Here is a 19732-nt window from a genome sequence, read left to right as displayed (position 1 = left end):
TCTGGCCAGATGGATCGCGTTCGGAGTGTGACCGGGAGGAGGCGATACGAGATGACGTACAACGAGGTGACCGGAACGCGGCGGCCGCTGCGGATGTGGGCGGAGCCCGAGACGGTCGAGCCGCAGGCGATGCAGCAGCTGCGCAACGTCGCGGACCTGGAGTGGGTGCACGGTGTCGCCGTCATGCCGGACGTGCACCACGGCAAGGGCGCGACGGTGGGCTCGGTCATCGCGATGCGCGATGCCGTCTCGCCCGCGGCCGTCGGCGTGGACATCGGGTGCGGCATGACCGCGGTCAAGACGTCGTACCAGGCGGCGCGGCTGCCCGACAACCTCGCGTACCTGCGCGGCCGGCTGGAGCAGGCCGTGCCGGTCGGGTTCGGCCACCACAAGCGGCCGGTCGACCCCGCCCAGGTGCAGGGGATGAAGGCGGCCGGGTGGGCGGAGTTCTGGAAGGGCTTCGACGAGCTGGCGCCGGCCGTGAAGGCGCGGCGCGAGCGGGCCGAGGTGCAGATGGGCACGCTCGGCGGCGGCAACCACTTCCTTGAGGTGTGCGCGGACGACGAGGGCTGGGTGTGGGTCGTCCTGCACTCCGGGTCGCGCAACATCGGCAAGGAGCTGGCGGAGCACCACATCGGGGTGGCGCGCGGGCTCTCGCACAACCAGGGGCTGGTGGACCGGGACCTGGCGGTGTTCCTCGGCGGCACGCCCGAGATGCACGCCTACCGGCGCGACCTGTTCTGGGCGCAGGACTACGCGCGGCGCAACCGGGCGCTGATGATGGGGCTGGTGTGCGACGTGCTGCGCCGGCACCTGCCCGGCATCACGTTCGAGCAGCCGATCTCCTGCCACCACAACTACGTGGCCGAGGAGCGGTACGACGGGGTCGACGTGCTGGTCACCCGCAAGGGCGCGATCCGGGCCGGCGCCGGCGAGCTGGGCATCATCCCGGGCTCGATGGCCACCGGCACCTACATCGTCAAGGGCCTCGGGAACGCGGCGGCGTTCAACTCGGCCTCGCACGGGGCGGGGCGCCGGATGAGCCGGAACAAGGCCAAGAAGACCTTCACCGTCAAGGACCTGGAGGAGCAGACGGCGGGGGTGGAGTGCCGCAAGGACTCCGGGGTGCTGGACGAGATCCCGGGGGCGTACAAGGACCTGGAGTCGGTGATGGCGGCGCAGACGGACCTCGTGCAGGTGGTCGCGCACCTGCGGCAGCTCATCTGCATCAAGGGCTGAGCGCCGTGGGGATAGCTTGTGCGGCGCGGCAGATGCGAACCAGCCGGATTGGCCGACCCACATGCCGCTGGATCACAGGACGGTGGCGCACCCGCACGGTAGGTTTCCTGCCCCGCCGACTTGATGGGACTGAGCGATGTGCGGCTTAGTACGTGTGCACCGTCACCGATGCGCAGGTGGTGGTGCGTATGTTGTGGAGGAGTGCCCGAGGGGGCCATGCACTTGGTCCAAAGGAAACTGACCCGTCGACTGGGCATCCCGCCGAGCAGCGTGGGCAGTATCGGGCGGGCGTCGGGTCACAGCCCTGGCGCGTTCAGGTTTTCAAGATCTCCACCGATCCGCTGCTGATCGACACGATCTGAGCTGTGGCCGGGCGGTAGCCGTAGTTACATTGCTCGGGCACACCGGGCAGCATCGGTGCGCTCCACTACAACGCCGGAATCTGTGGCTTCTCATCGAACGCGAGCACCACCGCATGCGCGGCCGGGGCCGGGTACGTATCTCGATGCAGGTGAATATACGAATGGTTGGACGCAATATTGGCCGGCTGTGTCATGCTTGTGATGTTCATGAGGCAGTACCTCACCTCGCAAAGCAAATGGCGGCTGCCGTACTAGGAGCTCTCGGACGATGATGTCGGCGAAGAGCCGACGGAGGGAGGCGTCGAAGGGGAGTGCCCTTTGACGGGATTTCCGCCCAGCAAGGTAAGTACAAGGAAGGCGGCGCCGGCGATCATTAGTGGAGTGCATGCGGCAACGTATAGGATCACCCGTCGCGGAACATGTAAAAGCCTAAAGGCCGGTGTCCCTGGTATTGACGCAGCGGGGATGAAATAGTCTTCGTCCGCAAGTTCGGAATAGCCGACCGCTATGTTCGGCCAGTGCTGGATGCGTAGCGGGAAATAGAAATTTCCCGACCATGGCTGCTGGCCATGTCCACCGAAGGATATATCGGCCGTAGCGTCCGTATCGACTTGAGGCGATCGGTCAACCTCGGAAGTTTCAGAAAAGGGAGAAGGCGTCGATATGGCGGATGCCTCTGTGTAACGCTCTTTTGGCGCCTCAGGATCGGTGCTCTCGGGAGAGGAGGGTGGACTTCCGTCGGGCATCGGAAGCGGTACTATGTCGCGCTTTATCGGCCTCGTGGTCGTATGGTCGTGAATTGTTCTAATGGCGTCGGCGGTATACGCCAAATTTTTTGCAAAGCCGAGGTGGCTGACCGTGTCGGTACCACGCTGATTCGGGCTGGGAAGTCCGCGCGCGAGCAGACGTCGTCGCAGCTCCAGGAAGATGGCATCTAAGGTGAGAATATTTCCTCGACCTGGCATCCCTTCCTTTAATATCGCCAATAGCTCGCCGGTGAAAGAGGTATATGCATCAGCCTGATGAGTTAGTGGTAGGACATGTGCGGCATAATCACTGGCCGTCAAGGTGTAAACACCTCGCACGTCTGTTTGATCTGCTAGACCATCCCGGCTGGAAAGTGCTTCGATCGCGCGCCCAGAATAGCAGCAATCAAGAATGGCAACTTTGGCTCGGGCGGGACTGTCAAGGAACGCCGACCTTACCCTCGCGTATTCTAGGCCGGTGAGATCCGCTGCTTCCGAGTCCGTATCGGTCAACGATAGACACAATTCACCGGTGGTGGACAGAATGCCATGCCCGACATAGTATATTAGCAGGACGCCTTGTGTCTGCTGCGCTAACTTGCGAAGTAGTTTGGCGATGTCGCGATTATCGACCGGATTTGATAAAATTGTAACCTGATCTTCTGGCCAACCGCAGATCGACGGGTCGGTCAGAATTCTCCGAAAGGCTCTCAGGGTGTTGTCGGCGGCGGGTATATCCAAGTATTCGCCATCATGATAGGTCGATACTCCGATCAGGATCGCCCGAGAGTTTGGATAATGTTTGATATCAGTCATCGCGGCCGGTCGTGTTCTGCTGCAGGATTTTCTCGAGCATAGGCAAGGCGTCTCTTGTCCGGAGAGCATCCAGCTTGATGGTGCCGCTTTCTGTTGTGATGGTGATGCTGACGTCTGTGTGGCGATTACTCAGCCATGCAACCAGCGATCTGGACAGGGCCAGTCCGGCTCCTCCTGAACTCAAGGTTACGGCGAGAAGTTCGACCATACCGCCGAGTTCTCTCTCCCGAGGTTTTTCGGATACAGCGCGGACATTTCCTTGCAGGTCTCGCTGGCTCTGCAACCAAGCGGCCAGTGAGGCGAGTTCGCGGACTCGATCATTCGCGCTGATCGAGATCATGACATTCATGGGGCTCTCTCCATCCCTGGCTGTAGATTCCTGCATCGAAGCCCTGCCCTTACGGTCCTGCCTGAAGTCTTTCGCCAGCGATCGCGATGCCAGAGGAACAGCGGTGTTTCCCCTGCTGGAGTTCCGTCGAAGCGCCTTAGGTGCGTCATCGCTGGTCCTGCATGCTGACGCGAGGTGTGCTCCCGCCTGCGGAACCAACTGATAAACGCACCAGCGAAAAGTCGTCTAGTTGTTGAACCCCCGGCGAGAGATCAGGTTGTCCGACATGCTCGTACTTCTCCGTCCTCCGCAACTGTCCCGGCGCGGAACTGGCTCCGGGGTACTCTCGGTCTATCGGCTGGGACCGCTCCAGCGTTAGCAATCGAGCGCAGAGCGTACCGAAGATGGCGTTCGTTCTAGATCACGCAGCGGTTGAGAAGCTCGTGACGCACGACTGCACCCACCATCCCTTATCGGTTCTGCCCGCAAGCGCGCCGTCGCGACCTTGAAGGTATGGAACGTACCGACTAAGCAGCGCTGCTGCCCCGCATCGCGCGATCACGCTTGTGCGGGTGCTCCTTATGTTGTAGCTCATCGAAGAGAACCGTTACTCAGGATGAAAGGCTCAGAGTGCTGGGGAATCGCGGGTGAGGACGGCGGTGACACCTCGGTCGGGACGCACGGCTGCGTGGCCGTCGGAGGCGAGGGCGCCGCATCGGACGCAGGCTCGCCCAGAGGTTGGATCGAACGGCAGAATCCAGCCGGAGATCGGCAGCGGTCTTACCGGCTCTGTGCACAGGCCGGTCGCTCCGCCGGGCAGTACGGCGTGGATGACGGTCTCCCGCCGGAGTCCGGAGACTCCCGCTGGGTAGCTTTCCCATGCTGGCTCCCCAGCGTCCGTCTCGGACGGATAGTTGAGATCGTCCACATGCACGGACCAGCGGTGAATGCCATCCGGGAGAGCTCCGAGACCGTCGTCGAGGCTGACGAGCGCGTTGTATCCGTAGGCGAAGACGGCGATCACTACGTCACTGCGTCCTTCGAGCGCCCTGCGGTAGGCGCGCGTTCTCGGATTGCTGCGGGCCAGGCGGCCCGCGATCATCACCCGGTTTCCTGGCTGCGGAGTCACGGAGCTCAAGTGGCACGCTCGGTGACGCTTGCCGAGGCTTCACTGTTGAGCACGGGCAAGGGCCGGTTTGCGCGGAGCGCCGAGTAGCGTGAGGCAACGCGGCGCGCGGCACGCTCGGGTTCGAGTACCGGGTGATAGGCGTAAATGACTCGCCTGCGGTGGGGATCCCAGCCGGCACGCCACCAGTAGCGTTCACCATCGCACCAGACCACCAGGCCCACCCAGACGGACACCAAGGCCAGCCCGTAGCCGTCGTGGACCTCTGCAGGGACGCCGAGAGTTTCCAGCGCCTTGCCCATCTCGCGTACGGCGCGTAGCGATAACGGTGTAGCGATGATCTCCGGATGAGTGGGGCTCATGGAGCCAGTGGACCCGGCAGGCGGTTATTCCCATAAGCGTGCGATCCGGGATGGCGGTGGGAGTCGCTTCACACCCCGTGTGAATGCGATGTATCCGTGATCTCTCGCTACGCCGCCAGGCCCGTCCGTCTAGTAACGCCATGCTTACACTCCGAATATGGCGTCGCTCGACGGAGGCTGGCAATGAGTGAGCCGAACATGCTGCTGGACGCGCTGCTCGCGCAGGCAGGCATTTCGCATGCGGGACTCGCCGCACGCATCAATAGGGCCACGGCGTCCGCCGGCCGTCCCACTCGGTACGACCATACGGCGGTGGCGCGATGGATCAGGGACAGCGCCATTCCACGAGGCGACGTCCCAGAGATCATCTGCGAGATCGTCGGCGCCAAGGCCGGGCGTGTCCTTGGACTGACCGATATCGGGATGGCGAGGACACCAGGCGACGGCCTCGAGACCGGCCTGCCCCACACCGTTGATCAGGCAGTTGCCCTGTGGCGAGGTGATCTTAGCGGCAAGGTCCTGCCTGTCGACGCAGCCATGATCGACGGCCCGTCCGCCATCGCGCCCGTCTTCGAATGGGAGAACCCACCGCACGAGGTCGATGTTTCCCGCCGGGGCCCGCAGCCGGTGGAGATGCATGACGTTCAGGCGCTCAAGTGCGCGCGGATCCGCTACGAGCAGATGTACAGGCGAGTAGGAGGCGTTCCTGTAGGGACTCGTCTCGTGGCCTTCCTCAACACGAGCGTGGCTCCGCTGCTCAAAGGCAGTCATGATGACACCCTCGGCAGAGAGTTGTTCAGGGCGGCCGGTGGGTTGGTCGCGCTTGCGGGGATTTGCGCATACGGCTCAGACAGGCAGGCGCTGTCGCAGCGCTACCTTTTCCACGCGCTGCGCATGGCCAAGGCGTCCAGCAACCTCGCCTTCGGCGGTTACGTGATCGCGTTGCTGGCCAACCAGGCGATGGCGCAGGCGAAGTACCGGCGAGTGATCCAGTACTGCGAGACCGCGCTGCGTGGAGCACGAGGCCACCCGAGCCCCGCCCTGGCAACCGACCTTCACCTCCTGCAAGCCAAGGCGTACGCCCGGATCAGCGATCGGGCGAGTTGCCATGCGCACATGCGCATGGCGGAGAGCACGGCTGCTCGGATCCGGCAGGGCGAGGAACCGGCGGAGACCGGCTACGTACAGCCGGGACTTCTTGAATGCCAGCACGCCGAGGCGCTCCGGCGGCTGGGAGACCTGACGTCTGCCCGGATGTACGCCGAGGAGGCGCTGCGCCTGGCGGGTACCTGCCATTTGCGAGGGCAAGCTCACAGGCTGGCCACACTCGCCCTCATCCTTGCCGAAAGCGACGAGCTGGAGCAGGCCGCCGCCACCGCGGAGAGCATGCTGGACCGCACCGAGGGCATGGAGTCCGAGCGCCTGGCCGAGCGCATCGAGTCGGTCACGACAGTGCTCGGTGCGCATGACACGCGGCCGGTGAAGGACTTTGTCGCGCGCGCGAGGCAGCAGACGGGCCTCCCCTTGTAGCGTGGTGCCGTTTCAGGCGTCCACGCTGGGAGCAGTCGCATGCGCTGGCAGGTCCACTCCGAAGAATCGGTCTACACCGATCGCTGGCTCGATGTCCGGGTGGCCGATGTGGAGCTCCCGGACGGGCGGCATCTCGACCACCGGCTCATCCGCACCGCCCCCGGCGCGGGCGCGGTCGTCATCGACGAGCGGAGCCGGGTGCTGCTCATCTGGCGGCACCGCTTCATCACCGACACCTGGGGCTGGGAGATCCCCATCGGCAAGGTGGAGGAAGGCGAGGAGCCGATCGTCGCCGCCGCCCGCGAAGTCGAAGAGGAGACCGGCTGGCGGCCCGGCTCCCTACGCCCGCTCCTCTACACCCAGCCCACGAACGGCATCTCCGATTCCGAGCACCACATCTTCCGTGCTGACAGTGCCTGGCACATCGGCCCGCCGTCGGAGGCGTGGGAGGCCGAGCGCATTGAGTGGGTGCCGCTCACGGACATCGGCCGTTTGATCGAAAAGCGCGACATCGTCAGCGGCACCAGTATGAACGCTCTGCTCTACGTCCTCACCAAGATGTAGCGCCTCCGAAGCGGTGGTGCCGCTCGCCCCACCGCTTCCGGCCGTTCCGGTGCTCCCCATGGGTCACCCGGGCGTGTGGTTGGCGGAGCGGTCCCGGACGGCGGCGCAGACGGATCTGGTGCGGATCAGCTGCCGGCCGGCGGGTACGCCTCCGGGTGCTTCTTCGGGTCGGGGAGCTGGTCCCAGGACGGGTCGTCGATGATGCGGCAGGGGGCGACCGGGCCGGTGACGAGGTAGCCGCTGAACTGCCACAGGGCTCGGGGCTTCTCGGGGCCGGAGGTCTGGTCGGCGTTCTCGGTGAACTCCATGACGGCCGTCTGGCCCGCCTTGATGTAGTGCGGGTCGATCCGGACCTCACCGTGTCCGATCTTGAGCGCCTTGGCGTTGGGCGAGTTCGCGATCGCGTCCTTGATGCGTTTCCTGACCGCCGGGTCCTTGCTCTGCAGCTCTTCCTTGGTGAACGAGGGGCCGCTGTCGCTCTCGCCGCGGTCGGGGGCGCAGCGGGTGCCGGGCTTGACGTAGGAGACGTCGGCGGTCACGCCGAGGTCCTTGAGGTCCTGCTCCACCTGGGCGGGGTCCCTGAGCTCGTTGATCTTCAGGGTGATGGTGCCGTCGGTGTTCTTCGTGACGGCGTAGGCCGGCGTCTCCGATCCGGTCAGGAGCGGCGCCGCCACGGCCGCCACCGCCGCGAGGCCCGCCAGCGCGGCCCCCGTGAACAGGCGCCGCCTGACCCGCCGGCGGCGGGCCTCGTTGCGGGCCACGATCTCGGCTCTGAGCTCCATCAGCACGTGCTCCTTGAAATTCATCGCGTTCCTCCCAAGACGAAGGCAGCCATCTCCGGCACGTCCCTGAGCGTGCGGCGGGCGCGGTGCAGCCTGGCCCTGGCGGCCCCCTGCCGGATGCCGAGGGCGGCGGCCGCCTCGCTCACCGTGAGCTGGTCGATGACGACCAGCTCGAGCATCGCGCGATCACCGTCCGGCAATCCGGCCATGGCCTTGAGGGCCCGCCTGGCCAGGCTTTCCGCGTCGATCCTGGCTTCGAGCTCGGCGAGGTCGTCGGAGTCGAGCGGTCTGCGCCCGCCCACCTTCCCCGCCAGCCTCGTCTCCTTGAACGCCCGTCGCCGCTCGGCCGAGAGGGTGTTGCGGGCCACGCCGTACAGCCAGGCGATCTCGCTGCCGCGTCCCGGCCGGTAGGTGTGGGCGGAGTCGAGCACCGCGAGGAAGACCTCCGCCACCAGGTCGGCGACCGTGTGGGGGTCGGGGACGCGGCGGGCGAGGAACGAGGTGATCGCATCGACATGGCGCCGGTAGAACGCTTCGAAAGCGTCCGGGTCCGTAGCGATGTCCGCCTGTCTGCGACGCACCGGCCGTGCTCCTTTCGTCGATTACACCCCTTCTTGGTCATCGGCCGTCGCGACGTTATGCGGAAATTTCGGGTTATCTCATGCGGACTCGCGGACGACGAGCTCGGCCGGGAGGAGCACGGGCTCGCCCGACCCGCCCTCGAACAGCCCCAGCAGCAGGTCCACGGTGGCGGTGGCCCAGTCGGTCATCGGGCTGTGCACGGTGGTCAGGGCCGGGGTGGTGTAGCGGGCGGCCTCGATGTCGTCGAAGCCCACCACCGCCACGTCGTCCGGCACCCGGCGGCCCGCCTCGCGCAGGGTGCGCAGGGCGCCGATGGCCATGAGGTCGTTGGCGGCGAAGACGGCGTCGAGGGCGGGGTCGTCCTGGAGGAGCTGGCGCATGGCGTCGGCGCCGGAGACGCGGGTGAAGTCGCCGATCGCGACGATCGAGCGGTGGCCGGTCTCGCGCATGACGTCCGTGTAGCCGGAGAGGCGCTCCTGGGAGGCGATCATGTCGAGCGGGCCCGTGATCGTGGCCACCCGGCGCCTGCCCTGGCGGAGGAGGTGGCGGACGGCGAGGTCGGCGCCGCCGGGGTTGTCGTTGTCCACGTACGGGACGGCCGGGTTCGTGCGGCCCAGGGAGACGATGGGCAGGCCCCTGCGGGCCAGCGTGGCGGGCAGCGAGTCGGCCCCGTGCATGGAGACGAGCATGACGCCGTCCACGTGACCGGCGGCGACGTACTGGGCGACGCGGGCGCGGCTGTCTTCCGAGCCGGCCAGCATGAGCACGACCTGCTTGCCGGCCGCCTCCAGCTTCCTGCTGGCCTGGCGGACGACGGCCGAGAACATGGGGTCGTCGGAGACCAGGCCCTTGGGCGGGTCGGAGACGACGAGGGCGACGGCGTTCGTGCGGCGGGTGGCCAGGTTGCGGGCGGCGGCGTGGGGGACGTAGCCGAGCTCCCTGACGGCGCGCAGCACGACCTCGCGGATGGACGGGGCGACGGTGGTGGCGCCGTTGATGACCCGGGAGACGCTGGACTTGGAGACGCCGGCCCGGGCGGCCACGGCTTCCAGGGTGGGCCGGTCCACTTTCCTCCTCAGGGGTGAGAGAGCGCTTCCCCATGAGGGTGAAGTGCGCGGGCGACAGCAGTCAAGGTGCGCCGGTTACGGAATGTTTCTCGGGCCGGGGTGGGCTCGCGGGGCAAGACGGCGGAAGGGCGGGGATATGCGCTGGTGACAGTGGTCGGAGTGGCGCCGGAGAGTGTTTGAGAGAGCGCTCTCTCAAGCGTCTGGGAGGTTTCCGGAGGGTTAACCCGAGCCTTGACAGGGATTAGGGGCGCGAGCACTCTCCTTCTCAGGGAGCGCTCCCTCGAACCTTCCCCCCAGTTTGACGGAGACGTTGTGACTCCATCGCTCTTACGCCGGCTCGCGGCACTCGCCGCCCTCGTGATCCCCCTGTCCCTGCTCGCCGTGCCGCCCGCCTCCGCCGCCGACCCCCTGCTGTCCCAAGGGCGGCCCGCCACCGCCTCCTCCACCGAGAGCGCCGCCGCCTTCCCCGCCTCCGCCGCCGTGGACGGCGACGCCGGGACCCGCTGGTCCAGCGCGTTCTCCGACCCCCAGTGGATCCAGGTGGACCTCGGCGCGACCGCCGCCATCAGCCAGGTCGAGCTGAGCTGGGAGGCCGCCTACGCCACCGCCTTCCAGATCCAGGTGTCCACCGACGGCGCCTCCTGGAGCACCGTCCACTCCACCACGAGCGGCACCGGAGGCAACCAGACACTGTCCGTGTCCGGCAGCGGCCGCTACGTCCGCCTCCTCGGCACCCAGCGCGCCACCCCGTGGGGCTACAGCCTCTGGGAGTTCAAGGTGTACGGCACGGGCGGCCCCGCCGGCGGCGAGCGGCTGCTGTCGTACAACAAGCCCGGCGTCGCCTCCAGCTCCCAGCACGACGCGAACTGCTGGGAGTGCACCCCCGCCAGGGCGTTCGACCTCGACCCGGCCAGCCGGTGGGCCACCGCCGCGTGGTCCGACCCCGGCTGGATCTACGTGGACCTCGGCGCGACCGCCCAGGTCAGCAAGGTGATCCTGCAGTGGGACCCGGCCTACGCGAGATCCTTCCAGCTCCAGACCTCGCCCGACGCGGCCACCTGGACCACGATCTACAGCACGACCGGCGGCACCGGCTTCAAGCAGACGCTGAACGTCAGCGGCACCGGCCGCTACGTCCGCATGTACGGCACCCAGCGCGCCGGCGCCTACGGCTACAGCCTGTGGGAGTTCCAGGTGTACGGCACCGGCGGCAACCCCACTACCCCGCCGGCACCGCCCCAGGACCCCGCCGACCCGCCCGCCCTGGTGTGGAGCGACGAGTTCAACGGCGCCGCCGGCACCAAGCCCGACCCCGCCAAGTGGCGCGCCGACCCCGGCACCGGCCCCAACAACGAGCTGGAGTACTACACCGACCACGACAACGCCTCCATGGACGGCCAGGGCCACCTCGTGATGGAGGCCCGCAAGCAGGCCACCCCCGGCTCCGCCTGCCCGCCCGACCCGCTCACCGGCAGCACCACCTGCCAGTACACCTCCGCCAGGATGAACACCGGGACCAAGTTCCACTTCACGTACGGCCGCGTCGAAGCGCGGATCAAGGTGCCGAAGGGGAACGGGTTCTGGCCCGCGTTCTGGATGATGGGGGCCGACTTCCTGACCGGGCGGCCGTGGCCGTACAACGGCGAGATCGACATCATGGAGGTCCTCGGCAAGGACGTGAAGACGTCCTACTCCACCGTGCACGCGCCCGCGTACAACGGGGGCGGCGGCATCGGGTCGCCGTACACGCTGCCGAACGGCGCCGACTACTCCGACGACTTCCACGTCTGGGCCGCCGACTGGGACAGCAAGGGCATCGTCTACTCGCTCGACGGGCGGACGGTGTTCACGATCAGCAAGGACCAGGTGGAGCAGACGCGCGGCCCCTGGATCTTCGACCACCCCTTCTACCTCATCCTCAACCTCGCGGTGGGCGGCGACTGGCCGGGCCCGCCGAACGCCGCCACCCCGTTCCCGTCCCGGATGCTCGTCGACTACGTGCGGGTCTACCGGTGACCCGCGTCAAGGGAGCCGCCATGCGGATCACAGCCCTGTTGTCCCTGCTCCTCGGCCTGCTCGTCGTCGCCGCCCCGCGGCCGGCCACGGCCGAGCCCGTACGGGTGGCGGAGTTCCTCGCCGACTGCCCGTTCAGCCACCGCCTGCCCGACGACCCGATCGTCTTCCCCGGGCTGCCCGGCGCCTCGCACATGCACAGCTTCTTCGGCAGCCGCGTCACCAACGCCCACACCCAGCTCAACGACCTGCTGAACGGCGCCACGACCTGCAACCCGGCCGTGGACAAGTCGTCGTACTGGGTGCCGACCCTCTACCGCGACGGCGTCCCCGTGGAGCCGGCCATCGTCACGTTCTACTACCTCGGGGAAGGCGTGCGGGACGACGTCATCGCCAGGATCCAGCCGCTCCCGCCCGGCCTGCGGATCGTGGCGGGCAACGCCAAGGCCACCGGGCCCGACGACTCGACGATCTCCCGGTGGTCGTGCCTGCACGCCGGGCACGTGGGGGCGTCCAAGGACTTCGTCACCTGCCCGTCCGGCACCATGCTGGAGTCGTACCTGGACTTCCCGCAGTGCTGGAACGGGCGCGACCTCGACTCCGCCGACCACAAGAGCCACATGGCCTACCCGGTGGCGGGGGCGTGCCCGAGCACGCATCCGGTGCCGGTGCCGAAGCTGCGGCAGGTGATCCGGTACCCGGTGAGCGGGGATCCGTCGCACTTCCGGCTGGCGTCGGGAGGCGGGTTCACCATGCACGGCGACTTCTTCAACGCCTGGCCGGCGGCCGAGATGGAGCGGCGGGTGCGTGACTGCATCCGGCCGATCATCAAGTGCGGTGCGGACGGGCGTCCCTCGTAGGTGGTTTCACGACGTTCCGGGCGGGGGCGTCCCGCGCCCCCGCCCGGACGTGAGGAGGAGGTGGTGGTGCTCGTGCTGCGATGGTTGCTGGGCCTGTCGCTGCTGGTCGCCGCGCTGGCGGGCTGCTCCGCTGAAGGACAGGGACAGGGCGTCGCTCATGGAGGTGTCATCGTCACGTCCACGGGGGCGCCGGCTTTCAACCCGACCGACGTGGCGTGGCTGCAGCTCACCGACGCCCTGCACACCCGGGCCGAGCCGCTGCTGGAGCTCGCCGCCGACCGGGCGGCCGGCCGGTCGCTGCGCGCGCTCGCCGTACGGCTCGGGAAGGCACGCGAGGCGGGACGCGAACGGCTCCGGACCCTGCTCGGTGCGGCCGGAGCCGGCGGGGACAACCCGCACGTGGCGCACGACATGCCGGGCATGCCCACGGCGGCGGACCTGCGGGCACTCGAAGGGCTGCGCGAACGCGCCTTCGACCGGCGGACCGGCGAGCTGCTGCGGGCGTACCTGGAACAGCTCGTGCTGATCGCGAACGGGGAGCGCGCGTCGGGCGGCGCGGCCGAGGCGCGGGAGCTGGCGGCGGACCTGGTGCGGGAGCACACCGCCGAGCTGGCCGAGCTGGATCGGGCGGTCGCCGCGTAGGTTGAGTGGCATGGAGATCGGGGAGCTGGTCGGCGCGGGGCGCAGCGCCGACGTGTACGCGATGGGCGACGGGCGGGTGCTGCGCCGCTACCGGGTCGACATCGACGCCAGGCGCGAGCTGGAGATCATGGCGTACGTGGCCGCGCACGGATATCCGGTGCCCGTGGTCTACCCGGGCGAGAGCAGCGCCACCGACCTGGTGATGGGCCGGTTGTCCGGGCCGACGCTGCTGCACGCCCTGCTGAGCGGGCAGGCCGGGGCCGAGGAGGCGGGCCGGATCGTGACCGGGCTGCTCCTGCGGCTGCACGAGATCCCGGCCCGGGTGTCGCGCGACCCGCGCGATCGGATCGTGCACCTCGACCTGCACCCGGACAACGTGATGCTGACGCCGGACGGGCCCGTCGTGATCGACTGGTGCAACGCCCGGGAGGGCCGGCCCGAGCTGGACCGCGCGCTGTCGGCGCTGATCGTCGCGCAGGTGGCCGTGGACGGGCGGAACGCGTGGGCCCAGGTCGCGCGGGACATCGTCGCCGCGCTGGTCGGGGAGCTGGGCGAGCACCTGGACCCGGGTGCCCCGCTCGACGCCGCTAAGGCCCGCCGCGCCGCCGACCGCGGGCTCACCGCGTACGAGGTGAGCCTGCTGGACGACGCGGTGACCCTGATCAGGCACCTGCACGCGAGCTGAGCCGGGCTGGTGGAGATCAGCGCCAGGCGCCCGCGGCGGCGGCCTGCGCGGCGAAGGTCTCGAACGACTTCGGGGGGCGGCCGGTCACGTCGCTCACCGTGTCGGAGATCGGCTGGTCGCCGAGCGCGCGCAGGGCGCCGAACGCCTTGGCCGCGTGGATCGACTCGCCGGAGAACCCGTTGGCCGCGATGTAGTCTTCGTCGCCGCCCAGGTAACGCACCTCGCGGCCGATCGCCCGGCCGATGATCTCGACGGCCTCGCCGAACGCCAGCGAGCCCGGCCCGGTGATCTCGTAGGTGCGGCCGGCGTGCCCGTCTTCGGTGAGGGCCGTGACGGCGACGGCGGCGATGTCGTCGGCGTCGACGAACGCCTGCCGCACGTCGCCCAGCGGGATCAGCACCTCGCCCGCCATGATCGCCGGCCGGAAGAAGCCCTCGTCGAAGTTCTGGTTGAACCAGCTCGGCCGCAGGATCGTCCACGCGGCCCCGCTCTCGCGCACCGTGCGCTCGGCCGCGAGCAGGCGCTCGTCGCCCATGGCCTCGATGGCGCCGCTCGACAGCAGCACGATGCGCTCGACGCCGCGCTTGACGGCCAGCGCCACGAACTCGGGATCGACGCCCACGCCGTCGGGCGCCATCAGGTAGAGAGCCGACGCGCCGGAGACGGCCGGCTCCCACGTGGCGGGGTCGGACCAGTCGAAGGTGACCTGGCCGCTCCTGGAGGCGCCCCGCACGGCATGGCCGGCGGCGCGCAGCTGCTCCGCGACGCGGCGGCCGGTGGAGCCGGTGGCACCGAGAACGAGGATCATCACGTCGTCAGTCATGCCCCCAGCCAAGCAAAGGCCACCGACAGAACGCGTCAACGGGCGGCAGCGCGGCTTCAGAAGATGCGGGCGCTCTGCACGTACTCCATGGCCTTGACGAACTCCGGGTCGTTCATGCGGCGGCCCAGCTCCTCCTCCGAGACGTCCTCGACGCGGGCCTGGATCCACCACAGGTTGCCGAACGGGTCGCGGACCCGGCCCACCCGGTCGCCCCAGTACAGGTGCGTGACCTCGGTGATCGAGGTGCCGCCCGCCTCGACGGCGCGGCGGTGGGTGGCGTCGGCGTCGGGGACGTACAGGCGCAGGAACGCCGGGGTGGCGGGCCAGCCGGGCGCCGCGTCGAAGAGCATCACGATCGCGTCGCCGATCCGCACCTCGGCGTGCCCGATGCGGCCCTCGTCGTCGGTGACGCGGCCGAGCTCGACGGCGTCGAACGCGGCTTCGAGGTAGCGGATGACGCCGGCCGTGTCGGCGTTGATGATCCACGGCGTGACGGTGGTGTATCCCTCGGGGATCGACATGGTGTCCTCCAGAAGCGGTCGGTGTGTCACCGACGTTAGGCGGCATGTAGGACGAGATCTGTCCCACTTGTCGGGCATTCTGGAATCCATGAGCGAATCCCGCCTCCTGGCCCTGCTGTCGCTGCTCCAGACCCCGCGCGAATGGCCGGGCAGCGAGCTGGCGCAGCGGCTGGGCGTCACCCGCCGCACCATCAGGCGGGACGTCGAGCGGCTGCGCGACCTCGGCTACCCGGTCGAGGCCACCATGGGGGCGGCCGGCGGGTACCGGCTGGTCGCGGGCGCGGCCATGCCGCCGCTGCTGCTCGACGACGAGGAGGCGGTGGCCATCACCGTCGGCCTGTCCACCGCCGCCCGGCATCCGGTGCAGGGCATCGAGGAGGCGTCGGTGCGGGCGCTGGCCAAGCTGGAGCAGGTCCTGCCCGCCCGGCTGCGCCACCGGGTCAGGTCGCTGGGTGGCGCCACCGTGCCGATGCCCGCGCTCGACGGGCCGCAGGTCGATCCGGGCCGGCTCACGGCGCTGGCGGTGGCCGTGGCGGGCAAGGAGCGGGTGCGGTTCGCGTACCGGACGAACGACGGCACCACGGGCCGGCGGCTGGTGGACCCGCACCGGCTGGTGGCGGCCGGGCGGCGCTGGTACCTGCTGGGCCACGACCTCGACCGGGATGACTGGCGGATCTTCCGCATCGATCGGATCGACGAGCTGCACCCGACGGGGGCGAGGATCACGCCGCGCGAGCCGCCGGCCGGGGACGCCGCCGCCTACGTGGCGGAGAAGCTGTACTCGTCGGCGCCCACGTACGAGGCCGTCGTCACGGTGCGCGCCCCGGTGACGGAGCCGCTCAAGGCGCTGGGGGAGGTCACCCCGCTCGGCGGGGGCGCGTGCCGCCTGCGCATGCACGCCGACACGCTCGACTGGCTGGCGTTCCGGCTGGCGGCGCTGGGCTGCGAGTTCGAGGTGCACGAGCCGGCCGAGCTGGTCGACCACCTGCGCCGGCTGGCCGCCCGCCTGACCCGTGCCGCCGACGGGGCCTGAGGGGAGGCTGTCAGGCGCCGGCGCCGCCGTCCACGGGGACGATCGCGCCGGTCACCATCGAGGCGCGGTCGCTGAGCAGCCACGCCGCCACCTCCGCGACCTCGCGCGGCTCGGCCATCCGGCCGAGCGGGATGGCGGTCTCGATGCGGGCGAGGACGCCGGGCGTCGCCGCCTCCCACTCCTCGATCATCTGCGTGTCGGTGCCGCCGGGGGTGATGCCGTTCACCCGGATGCCGTCGCGGGCCCAGCTCACCGCGGCGGTCTCGGTGATGCTGTTGAGCGCGCGCTTCATGGCGCCGTACGCGGGCAGGGCGACGTTCGCGCGGCGGCTGCCGATGCTCGACGTGTTCACGATGGCGCCGCCGCCGCTGCGCCGCATGAGCGCGGCCTCGGCGTTCATGGCGGTCCAGTGGGCGCGGAAGTTGATCGCGAACTGCTGGTCGATGTCCTCCTCGCTGGTGGTGTCGAGCGGGCCCGGCCGCTGGATGGCGGCGCCGTTGTTGAAGGCGCCGTCGAGCCGCCCGTGCAGCTTCTCGACGTGGTCGACGGCCTGGCGGATGCTCGTCCGGTCGGCGAGGTCCAGGGCGACGGCGTCGGCGGTGCCGCCGGCGGCGCGGATGTCGGTGACGATGCGCTGGAGCGCGTCGGTGGAGCGGGAGGCGAGCACGACGGCGGCGCCCTCGGCGGCGAAGAGCCGGGCCGCGGCCTCGCCGATGCCGCGGCTGGCGCCGGTGATGAAGACGACCTTGCCGGTGAGCAGGCCGATGGGTGCGAGCTGAGTGGTGTTCGTCATGCCGCCAGCATCACGGGGGTCGCCGGGGCGGATGCAGGCACAAGCTGTACCAGGATGCGCCGCCGCGCGGCGTGCAGACTGGGGGTATGGACAAGCAGGAGCTCGGGGCGTTCCTCCGCAGCCGCAGGGAGCGGCTCATGCCGCAGGACGTCGGGCTGCCCACGGGCCCGCGCCGCCGCACGCCGGGGCTGCGCCGCGAAGAGGTGGCGGTGCTCGCGCACATCTCGACGGAGTACTACGTGCGGCTGGAGCAGGGCCGCGCGCCGCGGCCGTCGGCCGAGGTGCTGGCCGGGATCGCCGCCGCGCTGCGGCTCACCGACGCCGAGTCCGACCACCTGCACGTCCTCGCGGGCACCGCGCCGAGCCGCACCGGGCTGCACCGGCGCGACGTGCGGCCGAGCATCCTCGCGCTCCTGGAGCGGCTGCCGCAGACGGCCGCCATCGTGATGTCGGCCGGGTTCGAGGTGCTGGCGTGGAACCCGCTCGCGGCGGCCCTCATGGAGGACTTCGCCGAGCTCACCCCCGAGGAGCGCAACCTCGCCCGGCGCGCCTTCCTCCCCCCGCCGGACGGCGGCAGGTTGTTGTACGGCGTCTCCGACGTCGCCGAGTTCCGGCACCACGTCGTCACGAAGCTGCGCTCGGTCGTCGCCCGCTACCCGTCGGACCCGGCGATCACCGGGCTCGTGGACGATCTGCGCGCCGGCAGCCCCGACTTCGCCCGGCTGTGGGAGCGGCACGACGTGCAGGCCGCGCCGACGCTGACGAAGACGTTCAGGCATCCGGTCGTCGGCGAGATCACCGTCGCCTGCGACGCGCTGGAGCTGACCGACAGCGACCAGCACCTCGTGCTCTACAGCGCGCCGCCGGGCTCGCCCGCGGCCGAGGCCCTGGCCCTGCTGGGCGTCCTCGGCACCGAGTACGCCAAGGGCTGACCGCCGGACGGGGTGCTCACTCCGTCCAGGCGGCCGTGGTGTCGAGGCGTTCGCGCCACAGCTTCTCGCCGCCCCCGCCGGGCTCCCAGCGGGTGGCGAAGTCGAGCAGGCCCTGGCAGCGCTCGATCATCGCCGCGTGGCGGTCGGCCCAGGACGGGACGGCCTCGCCGTAGGCGGTGAAGAAGTGCGGCAGCAGCGCCACGTGCTCGGGATGGTGGCTGCGCACGATCCACTCGACCCAGGCGAGATCCTCGACCGGCCGCCCCGGGTGGGCCCACTCCCAGTCGAGGATCGCGGTGGTCTCGAACGTGTCGGGGTGGAACAGCATGTTCTGGGGGCCGTAGTCGCCGTGCACGATGCCGAGCCGGTGGATGCGGGCCAGCATGCGCCCGCACTCGGTGAACACCTCCACCGCCCGGCCCTCGTCGAGGAGGTCCTGGCCGTGGGAGCCGTCGACGAAGCGGGTGGTCAGGCTCGTGGAGGTGACCTGGTGGACCCGGGGGACCGGCAGGCGGCCGCGCAGGCGCCGCAGGTATCTGCTCTCCGTGCTGAGCCTGAACGCCGCTTCGGGCCCCTCGTAGCACTTCACGACCAGGGCGCCGTCGCCGAAGGTGCTGTTGGTGTACCCGTGCTTCACAAGGGACGATTCTGTCGCATCCGCACCCCTGCCGGGCGCCGCGGCACGCCATCCGCGCGGCTCCGATACACGATGTAAGGACGGAACAAATACCCCAACGGGGCGGAAAGCGCGTGCACCAAGCGGCTGAACGGGAAAAGTACGAACAGCGCCATCCCGATCAGTGTGTGCACCTTGTAAAGACCGCTCGCGTGCCCCATCGCCTCCGCGTCCGGACGCAGCAGGAAGACGCTCCGGAACCAGGGCGCGACCGTCGTCCGGTAGCTCACCTCGCTGGGCACGAACCCCGCCACCGTCGTCACCACGCCGGCCACGATCGAGGCCGCGAGCACCGCGTACATCACCTTGTCGTTGACCGTCGTCGCCAGGAACACCGGCCCGTTCGTACGGCGGCGGTAGATCAGCAGGGCCAGCGCCACCAGCGTCGCCACCCCCGCCAGGCCGCCCCAGATGAGGGCGTTGGCGTGGTACGCCTCGTTCGACAGGCCGATCGCGTCCGTCCACGACAGGGGGATGAGCAGGCCGGTCACGTGGCCGACGATCACGAACAGCAGCCCGTAGTGGAACAGCGGGCTGGCCACGCGCAGCAGCGGGCTCTCGTAGAGCTGCGAGGAGCGGGTCGTCCAGCCGAACTTGTCGTAGCGGTGGCGCCAGATCAGCCCGCCCACGAAGATCACCAGCGTGACGTAGGGCGCGACGACCCACAACATGCTCTCCGCCCAGCTCACCGGTACCCGCCCACGCTCTCGGCCGGCGGCCCCCGGCGGCCAGGCGGGCCGCCTTCGCCGCGTCGGCGGCGGTGATCGGCGGCAGCGCGGCGCACACCGTGCCGATCACGTGCCGGTACGGCGATTCGCGCTCGTACAGGGCGATCCGCAGCAGCTCCAGCCCGGCCCGGTGCTCCTCCAGCAGCGCGGCCCCCGAGGCGTCGCACGCGGCGAACTCCAGCATGACGGGCAGGAAGTCGGGCAGCTCATCGTCCATCAGCTCCCAGCCCGCCGCCCGGTAGCGCTGCTTGAGCGCGGCCAGCGACTCGCCGCGGCGGCGGGTGTCGCCGTCGGTGTAGTAGGTCAGGTAGAGGCAGCAGCGCCGGTGCAGGTCGAAGGTGTCCACGTAGTGCGCGGCCAGCTCGCCCGCGCCCAGGCTTTCGGCCAGCGTGAGGAACGTCGTGAAGTGCGGCTCGGCGGCCTCCCTGATCAGGGGGAGGCGGCGCCAGAACCGTTCGTCGGGGTAGGCGAGCAGGTGGGCGGCGGCCTGCCAGATCACCGGCCGGGTCATGGGCGCCTCCG

Annotated in this window: 21 protein-coding genes and 1 pseudogene; 9 read left to right on the top strand and 13 right to left on the bottom strand. The window is 69.4% G+C overall.

Features of this window, described 5'->3' with window-relative positions; translation table 11 throughout:
• Window positions 1-51: 51 nt before the first annotated feature.
• Entirely contained in the window at window positions 52-1239 is a 1188-nt protein-coding gene (locus KIS93_RS26090; RefSeq protein ID WP_080045206.1) for an RtcB family protein, read from the top strand.
• A gap of 613 nt (window positions 1240-1852) precedes the next feature.
• Here KIS93_RS26090 and KIS93_RS26085 read toward each other — a convergent pair.
• The 4 genes from KIS93_RS26085 to KIS93_RS26070 form a co-directional block, all read right to left on the bottom strand.
• The gene (locus KIS93_RS26085) at window positions 1853-3163 is read right to left on the bottom strand and encodes a caspase family protein (RefSeq protein ID WP_186404441.1); all 1311 of its coding nucleotides are present in this window, start codon (window positions 3161-3163) and stop codon (window positions 1853-1855) included.
• Window positions 3156-3512 (bottom strand): effector-associated constant component EACC1, encoded by a 357-nt coding sequence (locus KIS93_RS26080; protein WP_155129091.1) that lies wholly within the window; start codon window positions 3510-3512, stop codon window positions 3156-3158. The genes KIS93_RS26085 and KIS93_RS26080 overlap by 8 nt, the downstream gene beginning before the upstream one ends.
• A 604-nt stretch (window positions 3513-4116) precedes the next feature.
• Window positions 4117-4596: a hypothetical protein gene (locus tag KIS93_RS26075; RefSeq protein ID WP_155129094.1), complete on the bottom strand. Its 480-nt coding sequence runs from the start codon at window positions 4594-4596 to the stop codon at window positions 4117-4119.
• A gap of 29 nt (window positions 4597-4625) precedes the next feature.
• A complete protein-coding gene (locus tag KIS93_RS26070) occupies window positions 4626-4979 on the bottom strand; it encodes a hypothetical protein (protein WP_155129097.1) in 354 nt (117 codons plus the stop codon).
• Between the two features lie 183 nt (window positions 4980-5162).
• On the opposite strand from KIS93_RS26070, the gene KIS93_RS26065 reads away from it, so the two are divergent.
• A complete protein-coding gene (locus KIS93_RS26065; RefSeq protein ID WP_080045208.1) occupies window positions 5163-6509 on the top strand; it encodes an NsdA family TPR-like regulatory protein in 1347 nt (448 codons plus the stop codon).
• Between the two features lie 39 nt (window positions 6510-6548).
• Window positions 6549-7073, top strand: a complete 525-nt coding sequence (locus KIS93_RS26060; protein ID WP_080045209.1) for an NUDIX hydrolase — start codon at window positions 6549-6551, stop codon at window positions 7071-7073.
• 125 nt (window positions 7074-7198) lie between these two features.
• Here the strand turns inward: KIS93_RS26060 and KIS93_RS26055 are convergent, their stop codons facing one another.
• The 3 genes from KIS93_RS26055 to KIS93_RS26045 all read right to left on the bottom strand — a co-directional run bounded on the left by KIS93_RS26055 (window position 7199) and on the right by KIS93_RS26045 (window position 9504).
• Window positions 7199-7879 (bottom strand): hypothetical protein, encoded by a 681-nt coding sequence (locus tag KIS93_RS26055; RefSeq protein ID WP_080045210.1) that lies wholly within the window; start codon window positions 7877-7879, stop codon window positions 7199-7201.
• Window positions 7876-8436 (bottom strand): RNA polymerase sigma factor, encoded by a 561-nt coding sequence (locus KIS93_RS26050; RefSeq protein WP_080045211.1) that lies wholly within the window; start codon window positions 8434-8436, stop codon window positions 7876-7878. The genes KIS93_RS26055 and KIS93_RS26050 overlap by 4 nt, the downstream gene beginning before the upstream one ends.
• 78 nt (window positions 8437-8514) lie before the next feature.
• Entirely contained in the window at window positions 8515-9504 is a 990-nt protein-coding gene (locus tag KIS93_RS26045; protein ID WP_080045212.1) for a LacI family DNA-binding transcriptional regulator, read from the bottom strand.
• 312 nt (window positions 9505-9816) lie between these two features.
• On the opposite strand from KIS93_RS26045, the gene KIS93_RS26040 reads away from it, so the two are divergent.
• The 4 genes from KIS93_RS26040 to KIS93_RS26025 all read left to right on the top strand — a co-directional run bounded on the left by KIS93_RS26040 (window position 9817) and on the right by KIS93_RS26025 (window position 13704).
• Window positions 9817-11520, top strand: a complete 1704-nt coding sequence (locus KIS93_RS26040) for a discoidin domain-containing protein (RefSeq protein ID WP_080045213.1) — start codon at window positions 9817-9819, stop codon at window positions 11518-11520.
• A 20-nt stretch (window positions 11521-11540) separates the two neighbouring features.
• A complete protein-coding gene (locus KIS93_RS26035; protein ID WP_080047494.1) occupies window positions 11541-12377 on the top strand; it encodes a DUF1996 domain-containing protein in 837 nt (278 codons plus the stop codon).
• Between the two features lie 66 nt (window positions 12378-12443).
• Window positions 12444-13019 carry a DUF305 domain-containing protein gene (locus KIS93_RS26030; protein WP_186404440.1) on the top strand — a complete coding sequence of 192 codons (576 nt, stop codon included), beginning with the start codon at window positions 12444-12446 and terminating at the stop codon, window positions 13017-13019.
• Window positions 13020-13029: 10 nt separating this feature from the next.
• Window positions 13030-13704 carry a phosphotransferase gene (locus tag KIS93_RS26025; protein WP_080045215.1) on the top strand — a complete coding sequence of 225 codons (675 nt, stop codon included), beginning with the start codon at window positions 13030-13032 and terminating at the stop codon, window positions 13702-13704.
• A 16-nt stretch (window positions 13705-13720) separates the two neighbouring features.
• On the opposite strand, the gene KIS93_RS26020 is transcribed toward KIS93_RS26025, so the two are convergent.
• On the bottom strand, window positions 13721-14527 hold the full coding sequence (locus KIS93_RS26020; protein ID WP_080045216.1) for an SDR family oxidoreductase: 807 nt from the start codon (window positions 14525-14527) through the stop codon (window positions 13721-13723).
• A 56-nt stretch (window positions 14528-14583) separates the two neighbouring features.
• Window positions 14584-15048, bottom strand: a complete 465-nt coding sequence (locus KIS93_RS26015) for a VOC family protein (RefSeq protein WP_080045217.1) — start codon at window positions 15046-15048, stop codon at window positions 14584-14586.
• An 88-nt stretch (window positions 15049-15136) separates the two neighbouring features.
• Between KIS93_RS26015 and KIS93_RS26010 the strand changes: the two genes are divergently transcribed.
• The gene (locus KIS93_RS26010) at window positions 15137-16081 is read left to right on the top strand and encodes a helix-turn-helix transcriptional regulator (protein ID WP_080045218.1); all 945 of its coding nucleotides are present in this window, start codon (window positions 15137-15139) and stop codon (window positions 16079-16081) included.
• A 10-nt stretch (window positions 16082-16091) separates the two neighbouring features.
• On the opposite strand, the gene KIS93_RS26005 is transcribed toward KIS93_RS26010, so the two are convergent.
• Window positions 16092-16874 (bottom strand): SDR family NAD(P)-dependent oxidoreductase, encoded by a 783-nt coding sequence (locus tag KIS93_RS26005; RefSeq protein WP_080045219.1) that lies wholly within the window; start codon window positions 16872-16874, stop codon window positions 16092-16094.
• An 86-nt stretch (window positions 16875-16960) separates the two neighbouring features.
• Here KIS93_RS26005 and KIS93_RS26000 point away from each other — a divergent pair, with 86 nt between their 5' ends.
• On the top strand, window positions 16961-17806 hold the full coding sequence (locus KIS93_RS26000; RefSeq protein WP_080045220.1) for a helix-turn-helix transcriptional regulator: 846 nt from the start codon (window positions 16961-16963) through the stop codon (window positions 17804-17806).
• Between the two features lie 16 nt (window positions 17807-17822).
• Here KIS93_RS26000 and KIS93_RS25995 read toward each other — a convergent pair whose 3' ends face one another.
• The 3 genes and pseudogenes from KIS93_RS25995 to narJ form a co-directional block, all read right to left on the bottom strand.
• Window positions 17823-18443 (bottom strand): phosphotransferase, encoded by a 621-nt coding sequence (locus KIS93_RS25995; RefSeq protein WP_080045221.1) that lies wholly within the window; start codon window positions 18441-18443, stop codon window positions 17823-17825.
• Window positions 18440-19171 (bottom strand): respiratory nitrate reductase subunit gamma, encoded by a 732-nt coding sequence (narI, locus tag KIS93_RS25990; RefSeq protein WP_080045222.1) that lies wholly within the window; start codon window positions 19169-19171, stop codon window positions 18440-18442. The genes KIS93_RS25995 and narI overlap by 4 nt, the downstream gene beginning before the upstream one ends.
• 166 nt (window positions 19172-19337) lie before the next feature.
• Window positions 19338-19721 (bottom strand): annotated as a pseudogene (narJ, locus tag KIS93_RS25985) (nitrate reductase molybdenum cofactor assembly chaperone); the annotation flags it as partial.
• Window positions 19722-19732: the final 11 nt, after the last annotated feature.

It is taken from the genome of [Actinomadura] parvosata subsp. kistnae, assembly GCF_900323885.1.
Classification (GTDB): Bacteria; Actinomycetota; Actinomycetes; order Streptosporangiales; family Streptosporangiaceae; genus Nonomuraea; species Nonomuraea composti.
Note: the sequence above shows the minus strand (reverse complement) of the source record. Positions and strands in the feature narration are given on the sequence as shown.

What these genes read in the sequence shown, in the direction of transcription:
- KIS93_RS26090 (WP_080045206.1), top strand. Translation starts at nt 52, where the DNA reads ATGACGTACAACGAGGTGACCGGAACGCGGCGGCCGCTGCGGATGTGG.
- KIS93_RS26085 (WP_186404441.1), bottom strand. Translation starts at nt 3,163, where the DNA reads ATGACTGATATCAAACATTATCCAAACTCTCGGGCGATCCTGATCGGA.
- KIS93_RS26080 (WP_155129091.1), bottom strand. Translation starts at nt 3,512, where the DNA reads ATGAATGTCATGATCTCGATCAGCGCGAATGATCGAGTCCGCGAACTC.
- KIS93_RS26070 (WP_155129097.1), bottom strand. Translation starts at nt 4,979, where the DNA reads ATGAGCCCCACTCATCCGGAGATCATCGCTACACCGTTATCGCTACGC.
- KIS93_RS26065 (WP_080045208.1), top strand. Translation starts at nt 5,163, where the DNA reads ATGAGTGAGCCGAACATGCTGCTGGACGCGCTGCTCGCGCAGGCAGGC.
- KIS93_RS26060 (WP_080045209.1), top strand. Translation starts at nt 6,549, where the DNA reads ATGCGCTGGCAGGTCCACTCCGAAGAATCGGTCTACACCGATCGCTGG.
- KIS93_RS26055 (WP_080045210.1), bottom strand. Translation starts at nt 7,879, where the DNA reads ATGAATTTCAAGGAGCACGTGCTGATGGAGCTCAGAGCCGAGATCGTG.
- KIS93_RS26035 (WP_080047494.1), top strand. Translation starts at nt 11,541, where the DNA reads ATGCGGATCACAGCCCTGTTGTCCCTGCTCCTCGGCCTGCTCGTCGTC.
- KIS93_RS26025 (WP_080045215.1), top strand. Translation starts at nt 13,030, where the DNA reads ATGGAGATCGGGGAGCTGGTCGGCGCGGGGCGCAGCGCCGACGTGTAC.
- KIS93_RS26020 (WP_080045216.1), bottom strand. Translation starts at nt 14,527, where the DNA reads ATGACTGACGACGTGATGATCCTCGTTCTCGGTGCCACCGGCTCCACC.
- KIS93_RS26015 (WP_080045217.1), bottom strand. Translation starts at nt 15,048, where the DNA reads ATGTCGATCCCCGAGGGATACACCACCGTCACGCCGTGGATCATCAAC.
- KIS93_RS26010 (WP_080045218.1), top strand. Translation starts at nt 15,137, where the DNA reads ATGAGCGAATCCCGCCTCCTGGCCCTGCTGTCGCTGCTCCAGACCCCG.
- KIS93_RS26005 (WP_080045219.1), bottom strand. Translation starts at nt 16,874, where the DNA reads ATGACGAACACCACTCAGCTCGCACCCATCGGCCTGCTCACCGGCAAG.
- KIS93_RS26000 (WP_080045220.1), top strand. Translation starts at nt 16,961, where the DNA reads ATGGACAAGCAGGAGCTCGGGGCGTTCCTCCGCAGCCGCAGGGAGCGG.